The sequence below is a fragment of the Pseudidiomarina piscicola genome, from assembly GCF_902806985.1.
Lineage (GTDB): Bacteria > Pseudomonadota > Gammaproteobacteria > Enterobacterales > Alteromonadaceae > Pseudidiomarina > Pseudidiomarina piscicola.
The window spans coordinates 74,087-99,216 of the sequence record NZ_CADCXY010000001.1; the positions used below are offsets into that span (position 1 = coordinate 74,087).

20 protein-coding genes are annotated in these 25,130 nt (G+C 51.3%); 12 read left to right on the forward strand and 8 right to left on the reverse strand.

Annotation, left to right across the window (positions count from 1 at the left end):
• Nucleotides 1-178 precede the first annotated feature (178 nt).
• Nucleotides 179-961 (forward strand): tRNA isopentenyl-2-thiomethyl-A-37 hydroxylase MiaE, encoded by a 783-nt coding sequence (miaE, locus tag PSI9734_RS00400; protein ID WP_173919151.1) that lies wholly within the window; start codon nucleotides 179-181, stop codon nucleotides 959-961.
• Here miaE and lpxH read toward each other — a convergent pair.
• Both lpxH and PSI9734_RS00410 read right to left on the reverse strand, forming a co-directional pair.
• Nucleotides 939-1,673 (reverse strand): UDP-2,3-diacylglucosamine diphosphatase, encoded by a 735-nt coding sequence (gene lpxH / locus PSI9734_RS00405; protein ID WP_173919152.1) that lies wholly within the window; start codon nucleotides 1,671-1,673, stop codon nucleotides 939-941. The genes miaE and lpxH overlap by 23 nt on opposite strands.
• A 3-nt stretch (nucleotides 1,674-1,676) precedes the next feature.
• The gene (locus PSI9734_RS00410) at nucleotides 1,677-2,177 is read right to left on the reverse strand and encodes a peptidylprolyl isomerase (protein WP_173919153.1); all 501 of its coding nucleotides are present in this window, start codon (nucleotides 2,175-2,177) and stop codon (nucleotides 1,677-1,679) included.
• Nucleotides 2,178-2,326: 149 nt separating this feature from the next.
• On the opposite strand from PSI9734_RS00410, the gene cysS reads away from it, so the two are divergent.
• Both cysS and PSI9734_RS00420 read left to right on the forward strand, forming a co-directional pair.
• On the forward strand, nucleotides 2,327-3,706 hold the full coding sequence (gene cysS, locus PSI9734_RS00415) for a cysteine--tRNA ligase (RefSeq protein ID WP_173919154.1): 1,380 nt from the start codon (nucleotides 2,327-2,329) through the stop codon (nucleotides 3,704-3,706).
• Between the two features lie 22 nt (nucleotides 3,707-3,728).
• Nucleotides 3,729-5,258 (forward strand): M17 family metallopeptidase, encoded by a 1,530-nt coding sequence (locus PSI9734_RS00420; RefSeq protein WP_173919155.1) that lies wholly within the window; start codon nucleotides 3,729-3,731, stop codon nucleotides 5,256-5,258.
• Nucleotides 5,259-5,293: 35 nt separating this feature from the next.
• Here PSI9734_RS00420 and PSI9734_RS00425 read toward each other — a convergent pair whose 3' ends face one another.
• The 3 genes from PSI9734_RS00425 to PSI9734_RS00435 form a co-directional block, all read right to left on the reverse strand.
• Nucleotides 5,294-5,692 carry an acyl-CoA thioesterase gene (locus PSI9734_RS00425; protein WP_173919946.1) on the reverse strand — a complete coding sequence of 133 codons (399 nt, stop codon included), beginning with the start codon at nucleotides 5,690-5,692 and terminating at the stop codon, nucleotides 5,294-5,296.
• A gap of 46 nt (nucleotides 5,693-5,738) precedes the next feature.
• A complete protein-coding gene (locus PSI9734_RS00430; protein ID WP_173919156.1) occupies nucleotides 5,739-8,000 on the reverse strand; it encodes a S9 family peptidase in 2,262 nt (753 codons plus the stop codon).
• 98 nt (nucleotides 8,001-8,098) lie between these two features.
• On the reverse strand, nucleotides 8,099-10,255 hold the full coding sequence (locus PSI9734_RS00435) for a TonB-dependent receptor (protein WP_173919157.1): 2,157 nt from the start codon (nucleotides 10,253-10,255) through the stop codon (nucleotides 8,099-8,101).
• Between the two features lie 210 nt (nucleotides 10,256-10,465).
• On the opposite strand from PSI9734_RS00435, the gene PSI9734_RS00440 reads away from it, so the two are divergent.
• Entirely contained in the window at nucleotides 10,466-12,100 is a 1,635-nt protein-coding gene (locus tag PSI9734_RS00440; RefSeq protein ID WP_173919158.1) for a M28 family metallopeptidase, read from the forward strand.
• Between the two features lie 86 nt (nucleotides 12,101-12,186).
• Here the strand turns inward: PSI9734_RS00440 and PSI9734_RS00445 are convergent, their stop codons facing one another.
• On the reverse strand, nucleotides 12,187-14,550 hold the full coding sequence (locus PSI9734_RS00445) for a zinc-dependent metalloprotease (protein ID WP_173919159.1): 2,364 nt from the start codon (nucleotides 14,548-14,550) through the stop codon (nucleotides 12,187-12,189).
• Nucleotides 14,551-14,586: 36 nt separating this feature from the next.
• On the opposite strand from PSI9734_RS00445, the gene PSI9734_RS00450 reads away from it, so the two are divergent.
• Entirely contained in the window at nucleotides 14,587-15,039 is a 453-nt protein-coding gene (locus tag PSI9734_RS00450) for an HIT domain-containing protein (RefSeq protein ID WP_217420741.1), read from the forward strand.
• Here PSI9734_RS00450 and fldB read toward each other — a convergent pair.
• Complete coding sequence (gene fldB / locus PSI9734_RS00455; RefSeq protein ID WP_173919160.1) at nucleotides 15,036-15,560, reverse strand: flavodoxin FldB; 525 nt, start codon at nucleotides 15,558-15,560, stop codon at nucleotides 15,036-15,038. The two genes, PSI9734_RS00450 and fldB, sit on opposite strands and share 4 nt — an antisense overlap.
• A 139-nt stretch (nucleotides 15,561-15,699) precedes the next feature.
• On the opposite strand from fldB, the gene PSI9734_RS00460 reads away from it, so the two are divergent.
• A complete protein-coding gene (locus PSI9734_RS00460) occupies nucleotides 15,700-15,978 on the forward strand; it encodes a YfcL family protein (protein WP_173919161.1) in 279 nt (92 codons plus the stop codon).
• Here the strand turns inward: PSI9734_RS00460 and mnmC are convergent.
• Nucleotides 15,975-17,816, reverse strand: coding sequence for a bifunctional tRNA (5-methylaminomethyl-2-thiouridine)(34)-methyltransferase MnmC2/FAD-dependent 5-carboxymethylaminomethyl-2-thiouridine(34) oxidoreductase MnmC1 (mnmC, locus tag PSI9734_RS00465; RefSeq protein WP_173919162.1), 1,842 nt, complete (start codon nucleotides 17,814-17,816; stop codon nucleotides 15,975-15,977). The two genes, PSI9734_RS00460 and mnmC, sit on opposite strands and share 4 nt — an antisense overlap.
• Nucleotides 17,817-17,950: 134 nt before the next feature.
• Between mnmC and fabB the strand changes: the two genes are divergently transcribed.
• From fabB to accD, 6 genes are all read left to right on the forward strand, one after another.
• Nucleotides 17,951-19,162, forward strand: coding sequence for a beta-ketoacyl-ACP synthase I (fabB, locus tag PSI9734_RS00470; RefSeq protein WP_173919163.1), 1,212 nt, complete (start codon nucleotides 17,951-17,953; stop codon nucleotides 19,160-19,162).
• A gap of 106 nt (nucleotides 19,163-19,268) precedes the next feature.
• Nucleotides 19,269-20,465, forward strand: a complete 1,197-nt coding sequence (locus PSI9734_RS00475) for a 4-phosphoerythronate dehydrogenase (RefSeq protein WP_173919164.1) — start codon at nucleotides 19,269-19,271, stop codon at nucleotides 20,463-20,465.
• A complete protein-coding gene (locus PSI9734_RS00480) occupies nucleotides 20,449-21,465 on the forward strand; it encodes an aspartate-semialdehyde dehydrogenase (protein ID WP_173919165.1) in 1,017 nt (338 codons plus the stop codon). The genes PSI9734_RS00475 and PSI9734_RS00480 overlap by 17 nt, the downstream gene beginning before the upstream one ends.
• 57 nt (nucleotides 21,466-21,522) lie before the next feature.
• Nucleotides 21,523-23,358, forward strand: a complete 1,836-nt coding sequence (locus tag PSI9734_RS00485) for a FimV/HubP family polar landmark protein (protein ID WP_173919166.1) — start codon at nucleotides 21,523-21,525, stop codon at nucleotides 23,356-23,358.
• The gene (gene truA, locus PSI9734_RS00490; RefSeq protein ID WP_173919167.1) at nucleotides 23,355-24,164 is read left to right on the forward strand and encodes a tRNA pseudouridine(38-40) synthase TruA; all 810 of its coding nucleotides are present in this window, start codon (nucleotides 23,355-23,357) and stop codon (nucleotides 24,162-24,164) included. Before PSI9734_RS00485 ends, truA begins: the two co-directional genes overlap by 4 nt.
• Nucleotides 24,165-24,266: 102 nt before the next feature.
• Nucleotides 24,267-25,130 carry an acetyl-CoA carboxylase, carboxyltransferase subunit beta gene (gene accD / locus PSI9734_RS00495; RefSeq protein ID WP_173919168.1) on the forward strand — a complete coding sequence of 288 codons (864 nt, stop codon included), beginning with the start codon at nucleotides 24,267-24,269 and terminating at the stop codon, nucleotides 25,128-25,130.

Genomic DNA, 25,130 nt, shown 5'->3' on the forward strand with positions numbered 1-25,130 from the left:
TATGTTGTTTTGTAAAGTTTATTATTATTTTTCTACGTCGAATTTTTAGTCGACTTATCATCTATATTGGTCGGATTTTCAGCAGAGTCAAGGCTTTTTCAGTGACACTTTGGGTATTTACCGAGTACACTGGTCAACAATGAAGTCCACTTTTAAATCAAGATGTTTGATCCACTCCATGAATTCACAGACCTTTGAAAAACTGCTGCAACCGATAAATAGCTTTTTACAGTGTGAGACCCCACCCGAATGGGTCGCTGAAGCAGCGAAGCCAGAAAATTTACCGGTGTTGCTACGCGACCATATGGTTTGCGAGCTTAAAGCCGCGCAAAGTGCGATGCTATTGATTCGTCGTTATGCGGTGGATAGCGCCAGTGGTGAGGCGCTTCTGCAATGGCTAAAACCCTACGAAGATTTTACCTATAGGCTACGCGGCGACTGGCGCACCTTGTCGGCGAAAAAGGGTTTGAAAAAAACACTGACGCCACGCTCTGATGCGGTGTATAGCCAAGACCTCATTGATAAAATGGTGATGTTAATTAAAGAGGAATTGCATCACTTTTATCAGGTGCTGGAAGTGGCTGATGCCCAGGGTATTGCCTATCAGACTGTCGCTTCGAGCCGGTATGCGCGTGAGTTATTCCGTCACGTACGTACTCACGAGCCAGCAACGTTGGTCGATAAACTTATTTGTGGGGCCTACATTGAGGCGCGCTCGTGTGAACGGTTTGCCAAAATAGCGCCCCATTTGCCAGCCGACATCGGCGCATTTTATCAGTCACTTTTACGTTCTGAAGCACGCCATTATCAAGACTATTTGAGCTTAGCTGAAACGATTGCCACGACGGATATTAGCGACAGAATTCGATTTTTTGGCGAGCGCGAAGCGGAGTTAATCCAAGGCTTTGACGACGACTTTAAATTTCACAGTGGTCGCCCTAAGGTAGCGGTTGTTGAATAAGTTCTGCAGCGCTGGCTGTGACCTTTAACATACTGCCCTGAGTGTACCAATCGCCGAGCACAAGGCGTTGACCTTCTGCGCCTGAAGACAACAGGTGTTGGTGGGTGGCTGGTCGATGGGTGTGCCCATGAATCATCTGCGGCACCTTATAACGGTTAAAATAGTCCACTACCGTCTGTGGATTCGCGTCCATAATGGCTAGTTCGGCTTCGCTCAGTGGTTTCTGCGTTTTACTGGTTTGGCGCAACTTACTGGCAATTTTCATGCGTAGGCTTAAGGGTAAGCGTTGTAATGCGCTTAGCAGCCATGGTTTGCGAATCCAGCGCCGAAAACGTTGATAACTATGGTCGTCGGTGCACAACAGGTCACCGTGTAAGATCAGCGTGGGCGTACCGTAAAGGTCAATCACACAAGGGTCGGGTAATAGCTCAATACCAGTGGCATGGGAAAATCGCTCGCCGATCAGGAAATCGCGGTTACCGGCAATAAAATAAGTGGGAATGCCGTGCTCGGTATATAGGCGCAACTCCTGTTGGACTTGCGCCGCAAAGGTACTGGTATCGTCATCACCAATCCACGCATCAAAAAGATCGCCAAGAATGTAAAGGCGGTCTGCGCCCCGCGCCGAATCACGCAAAAAATCGAAAAACAGGTGCGCAATATCGGGCCGTGCAGGGCTTAGATGAAGATCAGCAATAAACCAGGTTGCCAAAGCTTAGTCGCCTTCGACGGTGGCTTTTTCAATCAATACGTCGTCTTTTGGCACGTCTTGATGGAAGCCAGCTTGGGTTGTATACACTTGACCGATTTCTTCGACGACGTCCATACCTTCAACCACTGCACCAAATACACAGTAGCCCCAACCGCCGACGCTTTCGTTTTTAAAGTTCAAAAACTCGTTATCAGCAAGGTTGATAAAAAACTGACTGGTGGCGGAATGTGGGTCTTGGGTACGCGCCATTGCCACAGTGCCTTTGGTGTTTTTAAGGCCGTTGTCGGCTTCGTTTTCGATGGCTTCATGAGGTGTTTTTTGCACCATTTCATCATTAAAGCCGCCACCTTGGACCATAAAGCCTTTGATCACGCGGTGAAATAAGGTGCCACTGTAAAAACCTTCTCGTACATAGCGAACAAAGTTCTCTACAGTTTTAGGGGCTTTGTCTGCGTACAATTCTAACGTGATCGCACCGTGATTGGTGTGCAAAGTAACTTGCATGGGCTCAACTCCATATTTAAGACAGATAGATTAGATGAGATTAAACTTTGGTATTTAATTCTGGCAATAGTTTAGCACTGTTTGTGAGATGGCTACACCATGCGTTATCATTACCAGCTTAAACAGTTTAGTTTGGAGTCGTAAATTGCATGTTGAACATTTTTGATACCCTGCGCCGCAGTAAAGACGTATTTCAACCCATCACCCCAGGCGAAGTAAAACTCTACGTTTGCGGCGTCACCATTTACGACTACTGTCATATTGGTCATGCGCGTACCTATGTTGCCTTTGACGTGGTCGTACGTTATTTGCGAGCCAAGGGCTATAAAGTTACCTATGTACGCAATATTACCGATGTGGACGATAAAATTATTCGTCGCGCCAACGAAAACAACGAAGCGATTGATGCCGTGACCGAGCGCTTTACCGCCGCCATGCACGACGACTTTGACAAGCTGAACCTGTTGCGGCCAGATATTGAACCGACAGTGACCGGGCACATGGGCGATATCATTACCATGATTGAAACGCTGATCGCTCGAGGTCATGCTTACGTGGCGGACGATGGTGATGTGTTATTTGATGTCAGTTCGTTCAACAACTACGGCAAGCTGAGTAAGCAGAATCTTGAGCAGTTGCAAGCCGGCTCGCGAGTGGACGTGGCGCAAAATAAAACCGATCCACTTGATTTTGTGTTGTGGAAACGCGCTAAAGCCGACGAACCTAGTTGGCCTTCGCCTTGGGGCGAAGGGCGTCCAGGCTGGCATATTGAATGTTCGGCAATGAACAAACGTCATCTGGGCGAGCATTTTGATATTCACGGTGGCGGCTCCGACCTTATTTTCCCTCACCATGAAAATGAAGTGGCGCAAAGCTGCTGTGCCAACGATAGCGACTATGTGAACTATTGGATGCACAGCGGTATGGTGCAGGTAGATGCGGTAAAAATGTCGAAGTCATTAGGTAACTTTTTTACCATCCGCGATGTGCTTGCCGAGTATGACGCCGAAACCGTGCGCTACTTCTTGGTTTCAAGCCACTATCGTTCGCAATTAAACTATTCGACGGATAACCTTGACCAAGCGCGAGCAGGACTTGAGCGGCTGTATACCGCGCTGAGAGACGCGGCTCCGGCCGAGTTTGATGAAACCTTGGCAGGGCCTTATGTTCGCAGCTTTGAACAGGCGATGGATGATGATTTCAATGTCCCGGAGGCGTTGCCGGTACTATTTGACTTAGCGCGTGAAGTGAACCGTGCCGAGCCCGAGCAAGCAGCCAAGTTTGCTGCCATACTTAAACATCTCGGCGGTGTGTTAGGCTTACTACAACAGGCGCCGGAACACTTCTTACAAAGCGGGGCGAGTGGCTCTGAAACCGATAATGCCGCCATCGAAGCGCTGATCGCACGTCGCAACGAAGCGCGAGCCAACAAAGACTGGGCTGCGGCAGATGCAGCGCGCGATGAATTGCTCGCGTTAAAGATCGAACTTGAAGATACTCCGCAGGGAACACGCTGGCGGCGCATCTAAATTAACCACAACGAGGATAGCTATGGCATTTCCAACAGTTGAAGTAGTTGAAAGTTACAGTGCTGCACACAACGACTACGATGCAGTGATCTTGGTGGGTGATTATGCACAACAGCTACCCGCTGAATTTGCCGACTTTGTCGAACGTGCACAACAAAATGACCAACGCATTGGTAAACAGCCGCTATTGGTGACGGCCGATGTGTTCGGGGGCCGTTTAATTACTGCGCCCACCGGGCCATTAACCCGAGATTACGACGATGTTCGCCAGCTTGCCGATGCCGCCGGTGCAGCGGCTCATATTGCCCAGCAAGCAGGCGCTACGAAACCTTTATTGGTGGTGTTTGGTACGCAGAGCGACGCCCGCTACGGACAAGCAGAAGCGGTGGCCTATTGGGGTTTATGCCAGGCACTTTATGAGCCGCTGGAAGCCCGTGAAGCACTTGGCGAAGACGCTATCGAGACGATTAGCACCGTGGGTGTAGTCGGGGCGCTCGACCATGAATGGTTAACCGCTGTTGAAGCGGGCAAGCGCGTGGCGCGTGATTTATGTGGTACCGAGCCTGAGCGTATGGCACCGCCACGCTTTGCTGAATATTGTCAGCAAGCCTTTGCCCATACGCCGGTGAAGGTAACGGTGATTGATGACATCCAGCAGTTACATCATGAGTACCCGTTATTGATGGCTGTAGGTCGTGCGTCATTAGATGTCGAGCGACACTGGCCTTGTGTGGTGCGGCTCGAGTATTGTGCGCCAGCGGCGGAGCAGACACTGATGTTCGCCGGCAAAGGCATTGTTTATGACACCGGTGGTGCCGACTTAAAAACCGGTGGCCATATGGCTGGTATGAGTCGTGATAAAGGCGGTGCGGCTGGCGTCGCGGGCTTTATGAAAACCGTTGCAGAAATGCGCCCAGACACAGTAAATGTGGTCGCTGAATTAGGCGTGGTGCGGAACAGCATTGGTGCCGAAGCCTTTGTGGCTGATGAAATTATTAAAGCCCACAGTGGCGTTCGGGTGCGCATTGGTAACACCGATGCAGAAGGTCGCTTGGTGCTTGCCGATTTACTCTCGCACCTGCGTAGCCAAGCGGGAAATTACCCACGGCCGCAGTTGTTCAGCGTGGCGACCTTAACCGGTCATGCAGCACTCGCCAAAGGCCCTTATAGTGCACTGGTACCGAATGGTCCAGCACGTGCGACTGGCTTACCTGAACGCTTGTGGGAAGCCGGTGAAGTCTATGGCGATCCAACGGAAATCAGTTGGTCACGGCGTGAAGACTTCGCGTTCGTTGCGCCGCGGACCAAAGCAGACGATGTGTTATCGAGCAATAATGGTTCGTCGGCGGCGACACCGCGCGGGCATCAATTCCCAATGGCTTTTCTAACCATCGCTGCAGGCCTTGACCATCACGGTAATGATAGTGACCATCCGATCCCTTATGTGCATGTAGATATTGCAGGTAGTGGGGTGCAAGGTGGTGATTGGCAGCACGGTAAACCCAGTGCTGCGCCGGTGACGTGCTTTGCAGGTGCTTATCTGCACAAGTAAACACTGCACAAGTAAATAGTGATAAAACGCCGGAATTATTCCGGCGTTTCTATTTTTATCGACTCGAGCTCAGCTTTGGTTTTGCCATGCGCTTCAGGTTTACGCGTGGCGGGGTCAATGTGGACAAAGACAATATCGTCGGCAACACAGATATTCTGTTTGGTTTGCTTGTTACGCACCACACAGGTTAAGGCCAACGACGTACGACCTACTTTTTTCACGCCTAAACCAAATTCAACCACATCGCCCTGATAGGCCGATGTTTCGAAGCTAATAGCGCCAATATGCTTGGTTACCAAACTCTTGGCTTCTAGCTGGCAGGCGGCAAAAATATAGGCTTCTTCATCAATCCATTCAAGAATACGACCGCCAAACAGTGAGCCAGCGAAATTGAGGTCGTTGGGCATAACTAAGCGACGGGAAAGAAAGCGCATCATAAAAAAATCACTCCGTGAGTTGCATTGATGCGCTCAGTATATCTTATTGCAAGTGGCGCGCAAAAAAGTCTGCGATCAAGCGATAGCGGTGAATCGATGTTTCACGCCCGCGTAAGCCGTGTTGTTTACCTGGATAGGCCATAAGCTCGAACGGCAGCATGGCTTGTTGCAAGGCATACGAGAGCTTCGCGGTGTGGGTATACAGCACGTTGTCGTCGGCCATCCCATGATAAATAAGTAACGGTTGCTCGAGTTGCTCTGCATAGCTCAGTACGTCTGCAGCTTGATAACCTTCAGGGTTGTCGGCAGGCGTGCCCATGTAACGCTCGGTGTAGTGGGTATCGTAAAGTTGCCAGTCGGTTACGGGGGCACCCGCGACGGCGGCATTAAAATACTCGGGGTGGCGCAAAATCAAATGCAACGCCATATAGCCGCCATAACTGTGACCAAATACGCCGATGCGCTCAGCATCGATATACGGCAGTGATTGCAAGAACTTTGCACCAACCACCTGATCGGCAACTTCGGCTTGGGCCAAGTTGCGATAAATCACTTGCTCGAACGCTTTGCCGCGTTGTCCGCTACCGCGGTTATCGAGTTGAAACACCACATACCCTTGCTGCGCTAGATACTGGCTAAAATAATCGCCCCAACTATTGGTAACACGTTGGGCTCTGGGCCCGCCGTATACCATAACAATGACCGGATAGGACTGATTATCGACCATCCGCGCAGGCTTGGTGAGCTTATAGTACAACGTCTGTTCGTCGGCGGCGCTGAGTTCACCAAATTCAGGATAAGACCAATCAGCGAGATAACTGGCAAGCGGATGTTTCTCATCGATTAGGTTTTGTTGCAACCACACGATGCGCTCTCCCGTTGGCCCGTGCAAACTCACTTGTGGTGGCTGTGTGCTACTTGAAAAAAAGTCGATGTAGCTGCGTTGATCACCGGCAAAGGTGATCGTGTGCATACCGGCACGTTCGGTTAACTGAGTCGGTTGGCTGGGGTTTGCAGTGGTCATGCTGGCGCGATAAAGGTGGCGCTCAAGGGGCGTTTTTTTACGTCCAGTGAAATACACAAAGCCGGTGGTATCGTCTACCGCACTTAACCCATCCACTTGCCAGTCGCCGCTAGTGAGCTGGCGAATTAAGCTACCGTCGGTACGGTATAGGTACAAGTGTTTGAAACCACTGCGCTCTGAGCTCCAAATGAAGTGGCGCGAGTCTTCAAGAAATTTTAAGTCGTTGTGCAAGTTAAGCCAGCTGGTACTGGTCTCAGTCAGCACGGCGGTGGCGTCGTTACCGTTTCGTGGTTGCAGGTACAGTGTCAGTTGTTGTTGGTTGCGTGTTTGCCATTGGTAGCTGACGTTGGCGCTATTCGGGAGCCAATTGACGCGGGCTAGGTAGCCTGGTTGATGGCGCTTAGGTAGTCCTAACCAACGAGTTGTACGCTGTTCAAGGTGGTAGATACCAAGGTCAACGGTGGCATTGGTCGAGCCGGTAAAGGGGTAGCGTTGTTGTACTAATTCGGTGCGCTCGGCATAAACGTCAGTGCGCGAGTGTATTTCGACTGCTGAGGTATCGACGCGAGTCAGTGCAATACTAGCTTCGTCCGGGCTCCACCAGTAACCCGTCATACGTTTCATTTCTTCCTGCGCCACAAATTCAGCGACGGCATAGCCCAGGGTAGCGGTGCCATTGGTGCTAACTTGCTGGGTTTGCTCATTAACTAAATCAATGGTGTAGAGCGTACGATCGGCAACATAGCTGACATAGTTGCCCTGCGGTGAAAAGCGCGCATCGGTCGCTTTGGTGCTGCTGTCGAGCAGGCGTTTGACCGCAACGGGCTGTTGGTCATCGGTGGTTAACGTCGCTAAGTAAAGTTGCCCGGCGATAGGTATCAGTAACTGCGAGCCATTTGGCGACCATTGATAGTCGACGATGCCACTGGCACGAATACGCAGGCGTTCACGCCGCGCGCGTTCGGCCGCAGACATAGCGGTTGGGTCGGCGACCAGTTGGCTTGCGGCAACAATTAAGCGATGGCGTTGCTGACGAACGTCATACAACCAAAGATCGTTTACCTGAGGCTGGTCGACACTGCCTTTAAGATAAGCAATGCGGTTACCATCAGGCGCAAATTGCAGGTTCACCGGTGCGTCAGCGGTTAGGTTGGGCGCCGAAAAAATGCGCTCAATCGAGAGTTGCGCACGGCCGAAATTCTCGTTGCTTGTGATGCCCTGTGCGGCCACCGCGGTGGTCACAAAAAGGCCTACTATAAAACTCAGCGCGAGGGCTCGCATGCCTGCTTTCCTTGTAAACGTTAGTGTTTAAACGTTACCAGTGTAACAAAGCAGGCAGCGAGCTTGCTCTCGCTGCGTTAAGTTGTCTAAGGAATGCGCTAGAATTCGCCACGCAAACCAATGCTGAAGTTGCGGCCGGCAACAGGGGCGTTCATTTTCAAATAAGAGGTATGCACGTAGGCCAGTTTATCGGTGAGGTTTTCCGCTTTTAGATAAATGCTTAAGTTTTGCTGTGCAAAAGCTTGCGGGAACCAGTTGAACTGCGCATTCACTAAGCCGTAGCTGGGCGTCGCTGATTCGTTTGCCGCCGTACGGTTCTGTCGACTATGCCAAATATAGCCCACTTGAGTTTCCCAATTGCCCTGGTTGTAGGTTAGATCTGCACCAATACGTTGTGACGGAATACGCGGCAAGTTGCTCTGGTCGTCGCGAGTGTAGGCGCGGGTGTAGTCACTGAACGCCTGTAAGCGCCATTGTTCGTCGAGCTGCCAGAGACCGTTGATTTCATAGCCGAACAGCACAACGTCACGCTGGGTATATTCAACCACGGTGAGCCCTTCATCATGGTCATGCTCATCGTGTTGCTCATGCTCGTCGTGTTCATCATGTTCATCGTGGCTTTCGAGGTCGGCACTGTTGACGCCCGTGAAGCTTTCGAAAATATAATTATCGATGTGGTTAGCGTAAAAATTTATATTCAAATGATGGCCGTTTGATTCAAAATGTGCGCCTAAATCAAGACCTGTTGAAGTTTCCAACGCTATGTGTTGCTGACTGGGCTCGACAGCATAGCTGTGCTCACCCTCTTGATGTAGTTCGTAACCTAGCCCTAACTCGTAGGTTTGGGTGGCCAAATGGGCGCCATTGGCGAACAGTTCATTGGCCGTTGGTGCGCGTTGTGCATGGCTAACATTAGCATTGAAACGAATTTCAGGGTGCCATTGGTAACTGGCGCCAAACGACGCCGAAAAAGGCTCGAAGTTGTAACTGTTCTGCCCCGTCATTAGGCTGGGTGCCTCGGCCGAGACTTTTTCATAACGGATACCTGTTTGCCAGTTTAGATCTGCGCCTTGGGTTTCCGCTAACCAAAAGAAGCCATGGCGGTCGGTTTCACTGGGCGGCGCATAGGCTTCTTCACCGAAGGTCGTTTGTTGTTGACTGAAGCCATGGTAACCGATCGCGCCATACCAGTTGCCACTAAGGTGGTGGTTGGCGGTCAAACGCAATTCATGCTGTTTATTGGTAAAGCTGGTCGCTGTAATGTCAGCTTCTATTTCCTGGTGCTGGTAATCCGTGTAGGCGTAGCGTACTTCAAGCTTTTCAATGCCAGCGATGGGGTCCATGACGCCAGCATGGAGCTGAAATCGATCTTGCTCCAAGTCGGCGTAGGGTTGGGCTTCGGTCTCTTCTTCGTGCTCAGCGTGTTCCTGTTCTGATTCACCTTCGTGGTCATCATGGCTATGGCCGGGAATGCCGTAGCTTTGTTCAAGTCGGCCATAGGAGATGCCGGCGTAGCCATTATCGAAAAGATAACTTACGCCTAAGGTACCGCCTGCCGCATCAACAAAAGAGTTATTAATGGTGTCGACCTGTTCACCTTCTTCATTGGTAAATGTCGGCACGCTATAATCATCACTTTGCCGGGTAAAGCCGTCGAGGTGCCATACCGAAGACCCGACATCGGTAGTGATTCCGGCATTAATGTCGCGCAGGTTATCGACGCTGGCAAGGTTGCCACCAAAGAAGCCGCGCGTACCACCCACAAAATCTTGTGCGATACGCTCATCCACCACGTTGACGACACCACCAATGGCGCCACTACCGTATAACAACGTCGCCGGACCACGCATGATTTCGACTTGTTGTGCCACTGACGTTTCAGTCGTTACCGCATGGTCGGGGCTTCCTCGTGACACGTCTGCAGTATCGAGGCCGTTTTGCATGATCTTCACTCGTGGCCCATCCAGGCCACGAATAATTGGGCTTGAAGCTACTCGGGCAAAGTGTGTGGCGTTAATGCCAGGCTCTTTGGCCAGCGTTTCACCTAGGGTATGCGCTTGTTTTTCACGCAGCTCATCACCGCTTAGCACAGAGATAGGCTGGGCTGAGTTCAGTTCAGTCCGATTTAAGGGCGATGCACTTATAACAATAACTTCAGTGTCTTGGTGTTGGTGTTCTTGGGCTTGTTCATCGGCATTCGCCGGGCTAGCAAGTGCTTGCATCACAAGCAAAGCTAAAGGACTGTACTGCAACATAACCATCTCCAGTGTTATTGGGCTACGGTAAACTAGGTACTCGCTGAGTGTAGCGGCACCCTAAACAATGTAATGTTATAATATAACACTCGCGTTGAGGTTCAAGTCTTTTGAAACAATCCATTACAAAGCTTTAGAACAAAGGCTCGTGTCTGGGCGTCAGCTTCGCTAAAATCTAGTTTTTAGCTAATCGTTGATAGAGGAAGAACTATGCGAATTCGTACTCTCGTTGCAGCAGCGGTGCTGTCGACAGGCCTTCTGGCCTGTACAGAGCAAGCCGCACCTGTTGCACATGCTGCGGTAAGTGGCGATGCCAAAGCCTTGCAAGCTCACTTAGAGTTTCTTGCGAGTGATGCATTGGAAGGGCGTGACACTGGTAGTCGTGGTCATGAAATTGCCGCGCAGTACATTGTGTCAAATTTTAAAGCTCTAGGTTTAGAGCCGGCAGGTGATAACGGTACTTACTATCAACGTATTAAATTTCGCCGTAGTAGCCTCAAAGAGGGGAGTGCGAGCTTTAGTATCGACACCGGTGAAGAAGTGGTTGAGCTGGAGTATGGTAAAGAGTTTTTAACCGGCCCTAGCGCCTATGCCGAGCAAAGCGAAGTGACTGCGCCCGTGGTCTTTGTCGGCTACGGTTTAGTTTCTGAAGAATTCGGACTCAACGATTATGCCAATGTTGATGTCGACGGCAAAATTGTGATGATGGTGAGCGGTCGCCCAGCGGATCTTCCGAGCGAAGAAGGCGCCCATTTAAACAGCAGTAAAAAGCGCTTCGCGGCAGAACGTGGTGCGGTAGGGATCATTACCCTGCATACGCCAGCGCGTGAAGAAGTTCGGCCATTCAAAGTGAGCGCTATGTACCAGCGCGCACCAAGCGTGACTTGGCTTAATCAAGAAGGCGAGCCTAACCGCGCCTATAAGTCGCTGGTAGGTGGCGCCTATATTGACTTTAATGCAGCTGAGCCATTGTTTGCCAAGGCAGCGATCAGCATGGATGAAGTTTTTGCGCAGTTAGAAAAAGAACAGCAGCCGAAACCATTCGAGTTAGGTGTTTCGGTGACGCTGAAGCTGGCATCAGAGCATGACGAAATCAGTAGTCCTAATGTGGCTGCGATTTTACCCGGCAGCGACCCTGAATTAAAAAATGAATACGTGGTGTATACCGCACATTCAGATCACATCGGTATGACTCAAGATCTAAGCCAAGACGATCACATCAACAACGGCGCCATGGACAATGCTAGCGGTGTCAGTGTGTTACTAGAAACGGCACGGATGTTCGTTGAGTCAGGCGAACGGCCGAAGCGTTCAATTTTGTTCTTGTCGGTCACCGCAGAAGAGCGTGGCCTGTTAGGTGCAGACTATTTTGCGCACTTCCCTACGGTTCCTTTGCAGCAAATCGTGGCCAATGTGAACCTCGATATGCCGGTATTGTTGTATGACTTTGCTGACGTCATTGCTTTTGGTTCAACGCACTCAACGTTAGGAGAGTCGGTTGCCGAAGCGGCTGGACAGTATGGCATTGAATTAAGTGAAGACCCTATGCCGGAGCAAGCAATTTTCACCCGTTCAGATCACTACCCATTTGTGAAGAAAGGCGTTCCTGCGGTATTTCTGATGACCGGCTTTACCGCTAAAGGTGAAGACGAAAACGGTGGCGAAATTTGGGGGCAGTTCTTTGCTGAGCACTATCATCGGCCGAGTGACCAACCTAGCTTGCCAATCAACTATGAAGCAGGCGTGGTGTTCACCAACATTAACTATGAAATCGGTAAAACCATTGCTAATGACGCAGAACGTCCGCGCTGGTTAGCTGATTCATTCTTTGCCGACCTCGACTAATCTCAAGGTTTGTAATAGACAAAAAAAACAGCGCCTCGGCGCTGTTTTTTTATGCCTTAAGAGTTCTAAGGAACCCCTTAGCGCGGTTAGATAGGTGAGCCAGGAGGTAACGCTGGTGACCCCTCTAATGGCCACTCACCCTGGTTAAATAGCTGTTCTAAGGCGTCAACCGCAAGTGTGCGTGCGGCACTTTCTGGCGCTGCTTGCCAGGCGGCATACTCAGCTTTTAAAAAGTGTAAGACCCGGCCTTTGAGCACAGCACTTAGTGGCTGTTGATATAGCTCTGCGGTGGCAGTGAGCGCTTCAAATGCGATGCGTTCTTCAACCGTTGAAGCTTGCTGCTGGCGCGCCGGTTCAATAGCTGTGGTCGCTACTTGTGCAAACACTTGTGCCACCGACAGTCCCTGTGACTGGTCGTGTTGCTGGGCCAAGCGCTCCAAACGTTGGGGGTTCAACAATAGTTTCAAACTAAACCGTGCGGCACTGGCGGCCATGGTATCTGGGTCAGGAATAAGCCCGGTTTTGCCACTAAAGTTTTCACGGCTGGCGCGACTACCGTACGCATAGGGTAGTAATACATTGGCCACATCGGCGGGTAAGCTCAATTGCTCAGCCGAGAACGTTTGCGCGAGAATGTTTAATGCGCGCTGTTGTTGATTGGTATTGACGGGGCGTCGCTCAACTTTGCTGTCACCTTTGACCGCATAGGTATAGTGCTCACCGGCGATCATTTTCACCGCGGCTTCCGCTTGGTAACGATGCAATAGATAGGTGGGTACCAAAATAGCACGCAAGTCGCTCACCGGGGCGTCGGCCTTTAAATTGGCTAAACCGAACTGCTCAAGTGCCGTCGTGCGCACCGCCAGAATGCGTTCCAGTTCAGTGACCGGATCGCTGCCATTGTCCCACAGATGGGCGTCGGGGTGCGCACCACCCACCGGCCGAGCATCGGCGTCAGAAATAAAGGCTAACCCAAGTTCACGGTTTTCTTCGATGATGCGCGCCAGTTGTTCGCCGCCTTCACCATAGCCGTAACGCACGACTTGTTTATCCCAAATGCCCATACCCTCAGCATAAGCGTCGGCTAAGCTCAATTGGCCGCTGGTTCTATCGATACTGACCAACGGATGAGGGTAGTCCATCACCGAGGCGCGGTCGTGGCTGCTGGCGGCAAAGTTATGAGCAATACCCAAGGTGTGACCCACTTCATGGGCCGACAATTGACGAATACGCGCTAACGCCATAGCTTTAATGTTTGCTTCAAGCTGTTGCTGTTGCTCAGCACTTAAATCTTCGGCATAGGGCGCTAACAGGCTTTGGGCGATGAGCATATCTTGGCGGACTCGCAATGAACCTAAGGTAACATGACCTTTAAGTATTTCACCGGTGCGCGGGTCAATCACAGATGAGCCGTAGGACCAGCCACGCGTAGCGCGATGCACCCATTGAATAACGTTATAACGGATGTCCATTGGGTCTGCTTCAGCTGGCAGTTCTTTGACTTCAAATGCGTCCGGGTGGCCAGCTGCGGCAAATGCATCTTGCCACCAACGAGCACCGTCGAGCAGCGCACTGCGCACGGGCTCTGGTACCCCTGGATCTAGGTAGTAAGTAAGGGTGTCACCTTTGGCTAAACGATGCCGTGGGATATGTTTCACCGCCATCGACGCGCCAAGCGGAGCTGCGTAGTCACGGTGCTCTTCAGCCCAAAAACCACTTTGTGGGTGGAATTTACGTGGCTGATAGTTGGCATCGGGCAGGCGAATAAATGAGTGGTGCAAGTGAAGCGTTAAATGATCAGCATCAGCGGCTACTTGGCGCACATAACGACCGTTGCCTTGACCGCTAAAAGTGACCTTGGCTTCAAGTTCTAGGTTATCGGGAAAAGCTTTGCTACGCGCGGGGTAAACCACACTGCGATCGCTCGCTACTTTATAATTGCCTTGCTCGCTTTGCCCCAGTCGCTGCACCACGCCATGGGTATCACTGAGCAAGAACGGTGTGTAATTCACCACAATGGCAGTGCTATTGCTTGCGACCACTTTAAAGCCGGCAATCACCGAGTCGGCGAAAGCTTCGTCAATACTGGCGCGCTCTGCTTGGTTATCGGTATTGGCACGAAAATAGCTATTGTGGTGTACCAACAGCGCTTTATCGCCTTCAATTTGAAAGCTTGCTAAGCGGGTGGCACCAAGTTGACCACGGTCCAAGCCAATATCATTTGAGCCAAGGCCCCAAGGTAAACTGGTTTGAAAAATAAATTGTTGCTCGTCACGCGGGATCTCTAAAAAGTATTGCCCGGTTTGGCGGTCATGGTAGTACGTGAAAAAGCCCTTGTGGGCTTCCATGTCTGCGGTAAAGTCGTTAATGGCTGGCGTCGTCGATGCATTGGCAGCTAAGCTAAAGCCTGCCATGATGGCGAACACCAATGCCAACATGAGTTTTTTCATGAGGGGTTCCTTTTTAAAAAACGAAACGAGTGATGCATGCGTTATAACAAACCTACAGATGAAAGTAACCTGTTCGTTCTTGATCAGCGGTTAGCGAACGATAGTTTGCGATTAGGGGCGTTTGAGTTGTGTGACGTGCGGTTATTTAATGATAGCCGCTACGACTGGCTCATGCTGGTACCACGGGTACCGCTGGCGGTCGAGTGGCTTGATTTATCGGAGCTTGAGCAGCAACAACTGGGGCGTGAACTAAAACATGTAAGTCAGTGTTTGAAGCACTGGCAGCCCAACGCCAAGTTAAATGTCGGTGCCTTAGGTAATGTGGTTGCGCAACTGCACGTTCATTTGCTGCTGCGCTCACCCGATGATCCGGCTTGGCCGGGCCCGGTGTGGGGGCACTCACCCGCAGTTGCTTATAGTGCTGAGGAGGCCGCGGTACAGTGCGAGTTTTGGCAACGTCGGCTGGGCTTGCTGGTCGATCAGGATTAACCTACTTCGGTCAGCTCTTGTTGTAATTGCGCAACCCACTGTTGAATACGCTCTTCGCTAAGCTCGTATTGGCTGTCTTCATCCAGTGCTAGGCCAACGAAAAACTCATCATCGGCAGTCAGCGCTTTTGAGGCAGCAAACTCATACCCTTGGTTAGGCCAGAAGCCAATGCGGGTGCTGCCACTTGCGGCAAGTTCGTCGTGCAGCATGCCGAGGGCATCTTGAAACCAGTCGGTATAGCCCACCTGATCACCCATGCCGAATAAGGCCACCACTTTACCTTCAAGGTTTAAGTCCGCAATGTCGGGCCAGTGGCTTTCCCAGTCTTCTTGAATTTCGCCAAAGTCCCAGGTTGAAAGACCAAATATTAGCGTATCGAACGACTCGGCTTCTTTAAGTGGTACATCTTTGATATTGAACAACTCAACTTGCCCCGGTGGAAATTCTGCTTGAATTTTCTCTGCAGCAATTTCTGTAAAACAGGTGGTTGAGCCGTAAAACAGGCCGATTTTGTCTGTCATTTCGTTACCTTTACGTCAAAGCTTAGGGTGCCGTTATGGGTCACACTAGTGTACCAGAAAGCCGTGGTTTTGTGGTATTCTGCGGCGCCATAAAATCATGTAATTGCAGCAACCCGTGAACAGCGCAGTGAGGTAGAACGTGCAACAGGAAAACTTTGATCAGTTTATTGAGAAGTTAGAGCTGGTTTTTGATCAGGCAGTACAACAAGGTGATGATGACGAACTCTTCGCCAGTGGCTATTTACGAGGTCATTTCGACCTTGTGGTCGCGCAAATGGAGCTGCAAGACCAAGCCCATCCTGAAGCGGTATTACCGAGTTTGAGAGCGGCGCTCGAGGCGACCAAACATGAATTGAACCCGGTCGATCAGCAGCATATTGCCGCCATGGTCAATAAGCTCGAAGCAGCCGCCGACTAATCGTGCAGCAAGCGTTGGGGTTGTAGTCGCTGCCACAGCTCGGCAGGTAACGGTAGCGGCCGCTTGGTAAGAGCTGAAGCCAGTGCGTTAGCGGCTAAGGGCGCAGCGGTAAAACCGCGTGAACCGAGGCCGCCGAGCACCCACAAACCTTGATCAATTTCACCCACTAAAGGCAGGTGATCTTTGGTAGTGTTGCGAACCGCTGCACGATTGTTAACTGGTTCAAGCTGTGCCGGCCAACTGGCCGGAGCTAAGTTATCAACCAAGTTTTGTAAGTTTTCCTGTTGGTCGGCAGCGCGCGGTGTTAGGTCTTCACCGTCCCGTTCGTAGGTAGCACCAACACAGTGTTTATGGTCCGCGACAGGGGTAAAGTAACCTTTGTAACAAACCACCAATGGGCAATCGGCCGAGGTCTTGGTGGCGCGCACTTCGGTCACTTGACCGCGCACGTTTTGTAGCCCGATGGAAAAGGGTTGTAGCAATTCACGCAGGCCCGCGCCGCAGGCCAGAATCACGACACTTCGTTGCAGTACCTTGCCGTTAGCAAACTCTAACTGCCAACGGCTACCGGAGCTTGCCTTGGTGACACTGGTTAACTCGGCAGTTGTGGTCACCTCATAGCCATTTAAAAGGGCTTCCACCGTGCGCGCCGGTGCTAACCACCCGCCATTAGGGTAATAAAGGCTGGGACAGGCGGGCAAGTGTTGCCAAAGCTGCTGGGTTTGTTCAGCATTATAGAGCTGTACTAAAGATGAATCATAACCAGGGCCACCGTTGGCTTGGCTGCGAGTGATTTTTTCATAGCGTTGCGCCCGCGCTTCGGTGTAACCCAACTGCACCACACCAACAGGGTGCCATGTAGCTGCGCTCGTTTGTGTATAAAAATGCCTAGCGTAGTCAAAGGCTAAACTGAAATAGTTGGCAAGTGGGCTGCGCTGGGCATGCAGTAACGGATAAATGGCCCCCTGGCTGTTGCCCGAGGCCGCATCAGCCACCCCGCAACTGATGATTTCGATGGTTCGACCTAACCGCTGCAGTTCATGGGCTAAGCACGCAGCGGCAATGCCGCCTCCAATAATAGTGACCGGGCTGTCGGCAGCAGCAGGTTTAGCGGTTTGCGCCGTCACTGATTGGCCGTAGAGCATTTCGCGCTTACGGCCAAAGCCTTTGTCTTTGGTTACCTCAAAGCCGGCTTTTTGCAAGCCACGGCGCACATCACCTGCCGCAGTAAACGTGGCAAAGGTGCCTCCTGCAGCGGTGCTTGTCGCCATAGCGTCGTAGATATGTTGTTGCCACATTGCGGGATTTTTATCGGGGGCGAAGCCGTCTAAAAACCAGGCGTCGACAGAGTGCTGCGCGTGTTCCAGCCACGAAGGCAATTGGTCACTGATATCGCCTATCCACAAATCAAGAATAACGCGCCCGCCGGCAAGGTAACGTCGGTGACAGCCGGGTTCTGCCGGTGGATACACCGCCAATAGCTCGTCGGCGAGTGTTGCAAGCTGGGGAAAGGCGGTGAGGGCCTGAGCAAGATCTTGCTGTCGCAACGGAAATTTTTCAAACGAAATAAAATGCAGTACTAAATCTTCCGGTGCCTGTTCAAGCAACAGTTGCCAACAGGCCAGTAAGTTGAGCCCAGTGCCAAAACCCGTTTCAGCAATAACAAAGGGAACCGCGCGGGGAATTTGCCAGCGCGGCAGTAGATCATTATGCTGAATAAAGACGTAGTTGCTTTCGGCAAGGCCATTTTCGTTGGTAAAATAGATATCATCGAAATGCGTTGCCACCGGCAACCCGAACTCATTAAAAGTAATTTCAGCGTGTGTAGAGTTTGACACCGGTGTATCTCGAAATTAATTCGTTGATCATGCGCAGTAGTGTAACAATTTTAGCTAATAATTGCGGAAAGCAGACCACTTTTTTATTGAACTAAGCTAACATACACAAGCGCTCAGCAAGACAGGAAACTAGAATGAGAAGAGCAGTGATTACCGGTATCGGCATCGTGTCGAGTATCGGCGTGAACCAAAAGGAAGTACTTGAGTCGTTGAAAAACGGTCGTTCAGGTATTGAATATTCTCAAGAATTTGCCGATATGGGCTTGCGTTGTCAGGTCTGGGGACCCGTACGCGCTGAACCTAAAGATCATATCGACCGCAAAGCTTTACGCTTTATGGGTAACTCTGCGGCCTACGCCTACATGGCTATGGCGCAAGCGGTTGAAGACGCCGGCCTAGAAGAAGCCGACGTGTCAAATCACCGCACCGGTCTGGTGGTAGGCTCTGGTGGCGCTTCTGGCGAGCATCAAGTTGCTGCGGCAGATACCTTACGCGAAAAAGGCGTGAAGCGGGTAGGCCCTTACATGGTGCCACGTTGCATGGCTTCGACCACATCGGCGTGTCTGGCAACACCGTTCAAAATTAAAGGTGTGAACTATTCAATTAGCTCAGCATGTGCAACATCAGCGCACTGTATTGGTCATGCCTTGGAATTAATTCAACTAGGCAAACAAGACCGCGTATTTGCCGGTGGTGGTGAGGAGCTTCATTGGACCCTCGGCATGGAGTTTGATGCCATGGGAGCCTTGAGTACCAAGTACAATGACACCCCGCACAAAGCGTCACGCACCTATGACACTGACCGCGATGGCTTTGTGCCTGCTGGCGGTGGCGGTATTGTGGTGATTGAAGAGCTTGAAACAGCACTTGCGCGTGGGGCTAAAATTTACGGTGAAATCGTTGGTTACGGTGCCACTTCAGACGGTTATGATATGGTTGCACCTTCAGGTGAAGGCGCCGTTCGCTGCATGCAAATGGCCATGGAAAACGTCGATACGCCCGTTGATTACCTAAATACTCACGGAACAAGTACGCCTGTAGGTGATACCAAAGAGCTGGAAGCGATTCGTGAAGTATTCCCCGAGCAGACACCGATGATAAGTGCGACCAAAGCGATGACAGGTCACTCACTAGGTGCAGCCGGTGTGCATGAAGCTATTTATTCGCTACTGATGTTGGAACATGGGTTTGTGGCACCTTCCATTAATGTGGAAAACCTTGACCCTGGTGCCGATGGCATGAACATCATCACCGAAATGAAGCCCATGGAACTCACCACAGTGATGTCGAACAGCTTCGGCTTTGGTGGTACGAACGCCACCTTGGTGATGCGTAAATATAAGTAACGCAAGGTTTTTACCCACGAATTGAGTGGGTCAATGAAGCTGAAAAAGGTGCGCTTTGGCGCACCTTTTTGTATGCTAAGGGTTTTCAACCAGAGCCCACGGAATTATGTACATACTGGCCGATGCAAACCTACCTGAGCTCGATACCCTGATTGCGGCGCTAAAGCGCCAGACCGAGATGCCATTGCAGCTTGAACGTTTCAGTGGACGCCAGCCGAGTGCCCAGCAACTTGCTGCGGCCCACGTCATGTTTATTCGTTCGATCACCCGTGTTGACCAAAAACTTTTACAGCAGGCGCCGAATTTGCGTTGGCTTGGTAGTGCGACCATAGGTACCGACCATGTTGACCAAGCTGCGCTTGCAGCGGCTGGCGTCACTTTTCACAGCACGCCGGGGGTGAACGCCAACGCAGTGGGCGACTACGTGGCAAGTGCCATCGCCGCCATCGCCATAGAACAGCAACAATTGCCAACGGGTGAAGTAGCGATTGTAGGCGCAGGAAATACCGGCCGAGCTGCGGGGCAGCGGTTGGCAGGGCTAGGCTTATCGGTGCATTACTATGACCCGCCAGCGCTGGCGCGGGGCGAACAAGTGGTACCGGTGCATGACGATTGGCAACGTGTGCTGCACTCAAAGGTGATTAGTTGCCATGTTCCGATACAGCGCCACGGTCGTTATGCGACACATCATCTATTTGATCACGCAGCGCTGGCTGAGCTAAAACCCGAAACAATTCTAGTGAATGCCAGCCGCGGTGCCGTCGTTGCTGAACAGGCGTTGATCGAGCGCTTGCAACACCGGCCTTTAACGGTGGTGCTTGACGTTTGGGAACATGAACCGCAAATGGCTCTTGAGCTGTTGCAGCAGGTGACCTTAGCGACGCCCCATATTGCTGGGCATAGTTTGGCAGGAAAACTTGGTGGCAGCTGGCAGCTGCTTAATAAATGGTTGACGGACCAACAACTAAGCCTACAATTGCCGTCGCTTGCCGAGCTGTTGGCAAGCTATCCGCAAGGGCAAACTACAGCGCTGGCGGCCCCTAATGAACCAAATTGGCGCGAGCTGGCGCAGTGGGTGTTGCATTGTTACGATATTCGTGAGGATGATGCCGCACTGCGGGCCACCGCCTGCACTGCCGAAGACTTTGACCGTTTGCGGGCAAATTACGCAGTACGAAGGGAGCTTAATCAGCTACACTTGAACACAGGTGAGTGGGCGTTGTCAGCGCTATGGCAACAGCGCTTAGCCCAGCTTACATTTCAGATGCCAAACGAAAGGAGTAACTATGTCACGAGCATTTAATGTCGCTATTCTTGGTGCGACAGGGTTGGTTGGTCAGCATATGATCGAACTTTTAGAGCAACGCGACTTTCCAGTAGCGGAATTGTTTCCGCTGGCAAGTAGCAAATCCGCTGGCACCACCATTAAGTTTCGTGGCGAAGACGTTGAAGTGTTGGACGCTGAAAGTTTTGATTGGACCCAGGTCGAATTAGGCTTTTTCTCGGCGGGCGGCGCAATTTCACGAGAATTTGCGCCTCGAGCCGCTGATGCAGGTTGTATCGTCATCGATAATACCTCTGAGTTCCGCTACGACGAAGATGTTCCCTTGGTGGTGCCAGAAGTAAATGCGCATGCCTTGGCTGACTTTAGGAACCGCAATATTATCGCCAATCCGAATTGCTCAACGATTCAAATGTTGGTGGCTTTAAAACCTATCTACGATGCCGTTGGCATTGAACGCATCAATGTCGCGACCTATCAGTCGGTATCCGGTGGCGGTAAAGAAGCGATGGATGCTCTGGCCCAGCAAACCGCCCAGCTGATGAATGGCCGACCGCTCGAAAACGACTACTTTGCGCGACAAATGGCCTTCAACTGTATTCCACAAATCGATGCATTTATGGATAACGACTACACCAAAGAAGAAATGAAAATGCTGTGGGAAACGCAGAAAATATTCGCCGACCCAAGTATTGGAGTGAACGCCACGGCAGTTCGCGTGCCGGTGTTTTATGGTCATGCCGAAGCTGTGCACATCGAAACCCAACAGCCGCTTGATGCGTTACAAGCAAAAGAATTACTGCGGCAAGCACCGGGCGTGGTAGTGTTTGATAATAACGAAGACTTTCCGACTCAGGTGAGTCATGCGACAGGTACCGACGATGTTTATGTCGGCCGTATACGAAATGATATCTCTCATCCACAAGGCTTAAACCTATGGGTGGTTGCTGATAATGTTCGCAAAGGAGCCGCGACCAACAGCATCCAAATTGCTGAACATTTGATAAACGACTATATTTGATTAAGCAATTGATTTCTTTAGAATCCGATAATAACAGCTAAAAAGGACGAAAACGCGATGGCACGGATAATCATAGTTGCATTAATTGCAGCACTGGTTGCATTCTCGGCGGCAACAATGGCGCAGCAGGGTTCGCGTGCGTCGCGTTGGCAGCCAGAGCAGTTTGGTCCTATTGTTCCGACCGATACCATGTGGAGTATCGCCACTTACTATGGCCGTCAGCGCGGGGTGAGCCTATTTGAGATGATGGATGCCATTGTCGCAGCAAACCCTCGTGCTTTCCGCGATAATCGACCGGACTTTATGTTAACCGGGTTCTACTTGGAAATTCCTGAGCTAGGCAGTCTTGCCACTGCGCAAGACACTCCCAAAGCAGCCGTTCCAGCGCCTTCGAGCGACGCAGCCAGCACGGCCGAAAGCTCTGAAGCTGAAAGCCCTGAGGCCAAAAGCCCTGACGTAGAAAGCACTGCGGTGGAGAGCACTGCGGTGGAAAGTGAAATTGCGATCTCAGTTTCAGAGATGCAAGCCTTGCGGGGTCAACTATCTGAATCTATTGGATTAATTGAAAGCCTACAAACAGAGAATAGTGATTTACAGCAGCGCTTGGAAGCAGTCACCGAAGAGTTGAATTTATTACGCCAGCGCGCCGCCGAAGAGCAGCGTGCTTCGGCCGAAATCGAAACCTTAGCCAGTGAACTTAATCGCCAAGATCAGCAAGAACTGACCACGACGGACGTGCAATCACAGCCAAGTGAACGTAATCCAGCATTAGATGTTGAGCAACCTGTCGAGCAGACGACAGCAGAGCCAGACGCTGCATCAGAGTCTAATGCCGATAGCACAACCGCAAGCGCAGCAGAGACAGACGCCGCGACGGCAGTGGTAGAGGAAAAAGCTGAGGTGGTTAGCAAGCCTGTGGTGAACCGTCCACGTAGCCAACAGCGTAGCTGGCTGGACTGGCTGCTGAAGCCACTTCATTTGGGCCTGATGGCACTGGTTTTAGTGATTGTGTTAGGCGCGCTTTGGTACCTCGCTTATGTCCGTCGACTTGAGCGGGAAATGGCTGCAGAGCCTGCCGCCGACCAGCAAAGCGATAAAGGCGAAGAGTACAGCGATAAGGGTCAAGAGCACAGCGATAAAGCTGAAGAGTCAGCAGCGGGCCAAGAAGAAAGTATAAGGGACACGAGTACAGCGGATGATGGCGATGGCTTAGCCCCCGAAGACTGGCAGGAGATGCCCAGTGAACTAATGTCGACAGCTGATGAAGATGTTGAAATCACTGACGTTGATCTTGAGGCGTACCTAAGTCAACAGTCTGATGCGACTGCCGAGAGCGACGATGATGACGATGCAATCTCTCGTGAAGTCGATGCCTTGTTGGCATTTGAGCCTAGTGAGCAGGAATCTGACGACGAAGACTCTAAAGAATCCGCCGCGCCTGAACCTGTCAACGAGTATCGACAACCTGAGCCCGAGCCAGAAGACGACTCTTTTGGTGGTTTGAGCTTAGACGATAACTTTACCACCAGCGATAGCAAGGAAAGCGACGCTGAAGCGGCGGACGATGACTACGTGTCCATTGAAAGTTTGATGGAAGAAGCTGAGAGTGAAGCCAGCGAAGAGCTCGACGACCCTTACGACAAAGATAAACTGAACGAAGCGTTAGTCGGAGATGACGATAAACCGGTTGATTACGATATCTCCACCGAAGCCATGTTAGATGAGAGCAAATCGCCCGCAGCGCGGTTGGACTTAGCTCAAGTGTATATTGATATGGGTGAAATCGACGACGCTCGTAATTTGTTAGAAGGGATACAGGGCTGCGACGACGAAGAAGCTGAACAAGAAGCCGCGGCGTTATTAAAACAACTAAGTGAACAGGGCGGTCGATGAGTAGTACGCGCTTTGCGCTAGGAATTGAATACGACGGTAGTAACTATTATGGCTGGCAACGACAACGCGAAGTGACCTGTGTGCAGGAAGTGTTGGAACGGGCCCTCAGTAAGGTTGCCAATCATCCGGTCGAGGTTGTGTGTGCAGGGCGGACCGATGCGGGTGTGCACGCCACCGGGCAGGTGGTGCATTTCGATAGTCAAGAACCACGTAATGCACCGGCTTGGACCATGGGAGTGAACAGTAACTTACCTGCGGATGTTGCCGTGCGCTGGGTACGTGAAGTACCCGCAGACTTTAGCGCACGTTTCAGTGCGACCGGTCGCCGTTATCGTTACATCATTTGTAACACACGTTTGCGCCCGGCCATACTCGGCCGCGGGGTGAGTCACTACCACTTTGACTTACAGGTAGAGCGCATGCACCAAGCGGCTCAAGCATTGCTTGGTGAAAATGACTTTAGCGCCTTTCGCGCAGCGCAGTGTCAATCGCACTCACCAAACCGTTGTGTGACCCACATAGACGTCAGCCGCCACGAAAACTTTGTGGTTATCGATATCGCTGCCAATGCGTTTTTGCATCACATGGTACGGAATATCGTCGGCACCTTGCTTGAAGTTGGCAAGGGTGAGCAGGCAGTTACTTGGCCTGGTGAGTTGCTGGCGCAGCGCGATCGCACCCTGGCAGCAGCGACCGCTAAGGCCGAAGGCTTGTACCTGGTTGCCGTTGATTACCCGGAAACCTTTGGCTTACCAACACAAGCGGTGGGGCCACTTTGGTTGCCCGAAACTAGGCCTGCGAACTGACTAATAAGACCACTTTTTACTGCAAGGTCGGGGTAGATTGTGCTTTAATATGGCAAGTTTAGGCGACACGCCGTAATCACCAATTGAGATAAATGAGACGATATGAGCTGGATAGAGCGAATTCTTGCAAAGCCAAAAAGTGGAAAACGCCGCAATATTCCTGAAGGAGTATGGGCGAAATGCACCAGTTGCGATGCAATTATCTATAGTGCAGACCTCGAGCGTAATCTCCATGTTTGTACCAAGTGCGACCATCACATGCGGATGTCAGCACGAGGCCGTTTAGATAGCTTTTTAGATAGCGACACGGGCACCGAAATTGGCGCTGAGCTAGAGCCCAAAGACATTCTCAAATTTCGTGACTCAAAAAAATATAAAGACCGTATCGCCGCAGCACAAAAGGCGACCGGTGAAAAAGACGCGTTAGTGGCACAAAAAGGCAAGCTCAAAGGCATGCCGGTAGTGGCTGTGGCATTTGAGTTTAACTTTATGGGTGGCTCAATGGCATCAGTCGTTGGCGCTCGTTTTGTTAAAGCGGCAGAGGTCTGCTTGCGCGAACGCATTCCATTGGTGTGCTTTTCAGCGTCTGGTGGCGCACGTATGCAAGAAGCGTTGATGTCGTTGATGCAGATGGCCAAAACCTCGGCCGCCCTTGCGCGTATGAGCGAAGAAGGCTTGCCGTTTATCTCGGTGTTAACCGATCCAACCATGGGTGGTGTGTCGGCCAGTTTGGCGATGTTAGGCGATGTTAATATTGCCGAACCTAAAGCGTTGATTGGTTTTGCTGGGCCGCGCGTTATTCAACAGACGGTTCGTGAAACCTTACCTGAAGGTTTCCAGCGCGCTGAATTCCTGCTGGATCATGGCGCGGTTGATATGATTGTTGATCGTCGACAAATGCGTAACCGTGTCGCTTCGTTACTGGCGAAGTTCCAGCATCACGCGCCGGTGGCGGACGAATACTAA

Coding starts and splice junctions, on each gene's coding strand:
- PSI9734_RS00475 (WP_173919164.1), top strand. CDS start 19,269: ATGTACATACTGGCCGATGCAAACCTACCTGAGCTCGATACCCTGATT.
- PSI9734_RS00480 (WP_173919165.1), top strand. CDS start 20,449: ATGTCACGAGCATTTAATGTCGCTATTCTTGGTGCGACAGGGTTGGTT.
- fldB (WP_173919160.1), bottom strand. CDS start 15,560: ATGACAGACAAAATCGGCCTGTTTTACGGCTCAACCACCTGTTTTACA.
- truA (WP_173919167.1), top strand. CDS start 23,355: ATGAGTAGTACGCGCTTTGCGCTAGGAATTGAATACGACGGTAGTAAC.
- PSI9734_RS00425 (WP_173919946.1), bottom strand. CDS start 5,692: ATGCGCTTTCTTTCCCGTCGCTTAGTTATGCCCAACGACCTCAATTTC.
- fabB (WP_173919163.1), top strand. CDS start 17,951: ATGAGAAGAGCAGTGATTACCGGTATCGGCATCGTGTCGAGTATCGGC.
- PSI9734_RS00435 (WP_173919157.1), bottom strand. CDS start 10,255: ATGTTGCAGTACAGTCCTTTAGCTTTGCTTGTGATGCAAGCACTTGCT.
- cysS (WP_173919154.1), top strand. CDS start 2,327: ATGTTGAACATTTTTGATACCCTGCGCCGCAGTAAAGACGTATTTCAA.
- PSI9734_RS00420 (WP_173919155.1), top strand. CDS start 3,729: ATGGCATTTCCAACAGTTGAAGTAGTTGAAAGTTACAGTGCTGCACAC.
- miaE (WP_173919151.1), top strand. CDS start 179: ATGAATTCACAGACCTTTGAAAAACTGCTGCAACCGATAAATAGCTTT.
- PSI9734_RS00450 (WP_217420741.1), top strand. CDS start 14,587: ATGCGTTATAACAAACCTACAGATGAAAGTAACCTGTTCGTTCTTGAT.
- PSI9734_RS00445 (WP_173919159.1), bottom strand. CDS start 14,550: ATGAAAAAACTCATGTTGGCATTGGTGTTCGCCATCATGGCAGGCTTT.
- PSI9734_RS00485 (WP_173919166.1), top strand. CDS start 21,523: ATGGCACGGATAATCATAGTTGCATTAATTGCAGCACTGGTTGCATTC.
- PSI9734_RS00440 (WP_173919158.1), top strand. CDS start 10,466: ATGCGAATTCGTACTCTCGTTGCAGCAGCGGTGCTGTCGACAGGCCTT.
- PSI9734_RS00410 (WP_173919153.1), bottom strand. CDS start 2,177: ATGCAAGTTACTTTGCACACCAATCACGGTGCGATCACGTTAGAATTG.
- accD (WP_173919168.1), top strand. CDS start 24,267: ATGAGCTGGATAGAGCGAATTCTTGCAAAGCCAAAAAGTGGAAAACGC.
- PSI9734_RS00430 (WP_173919156.1), bottom strand. CDS start 8,000: ATGCGAGCCCTCGCGCTGAGTTTTATAGTAGGCCTTTTTGTGACCACC.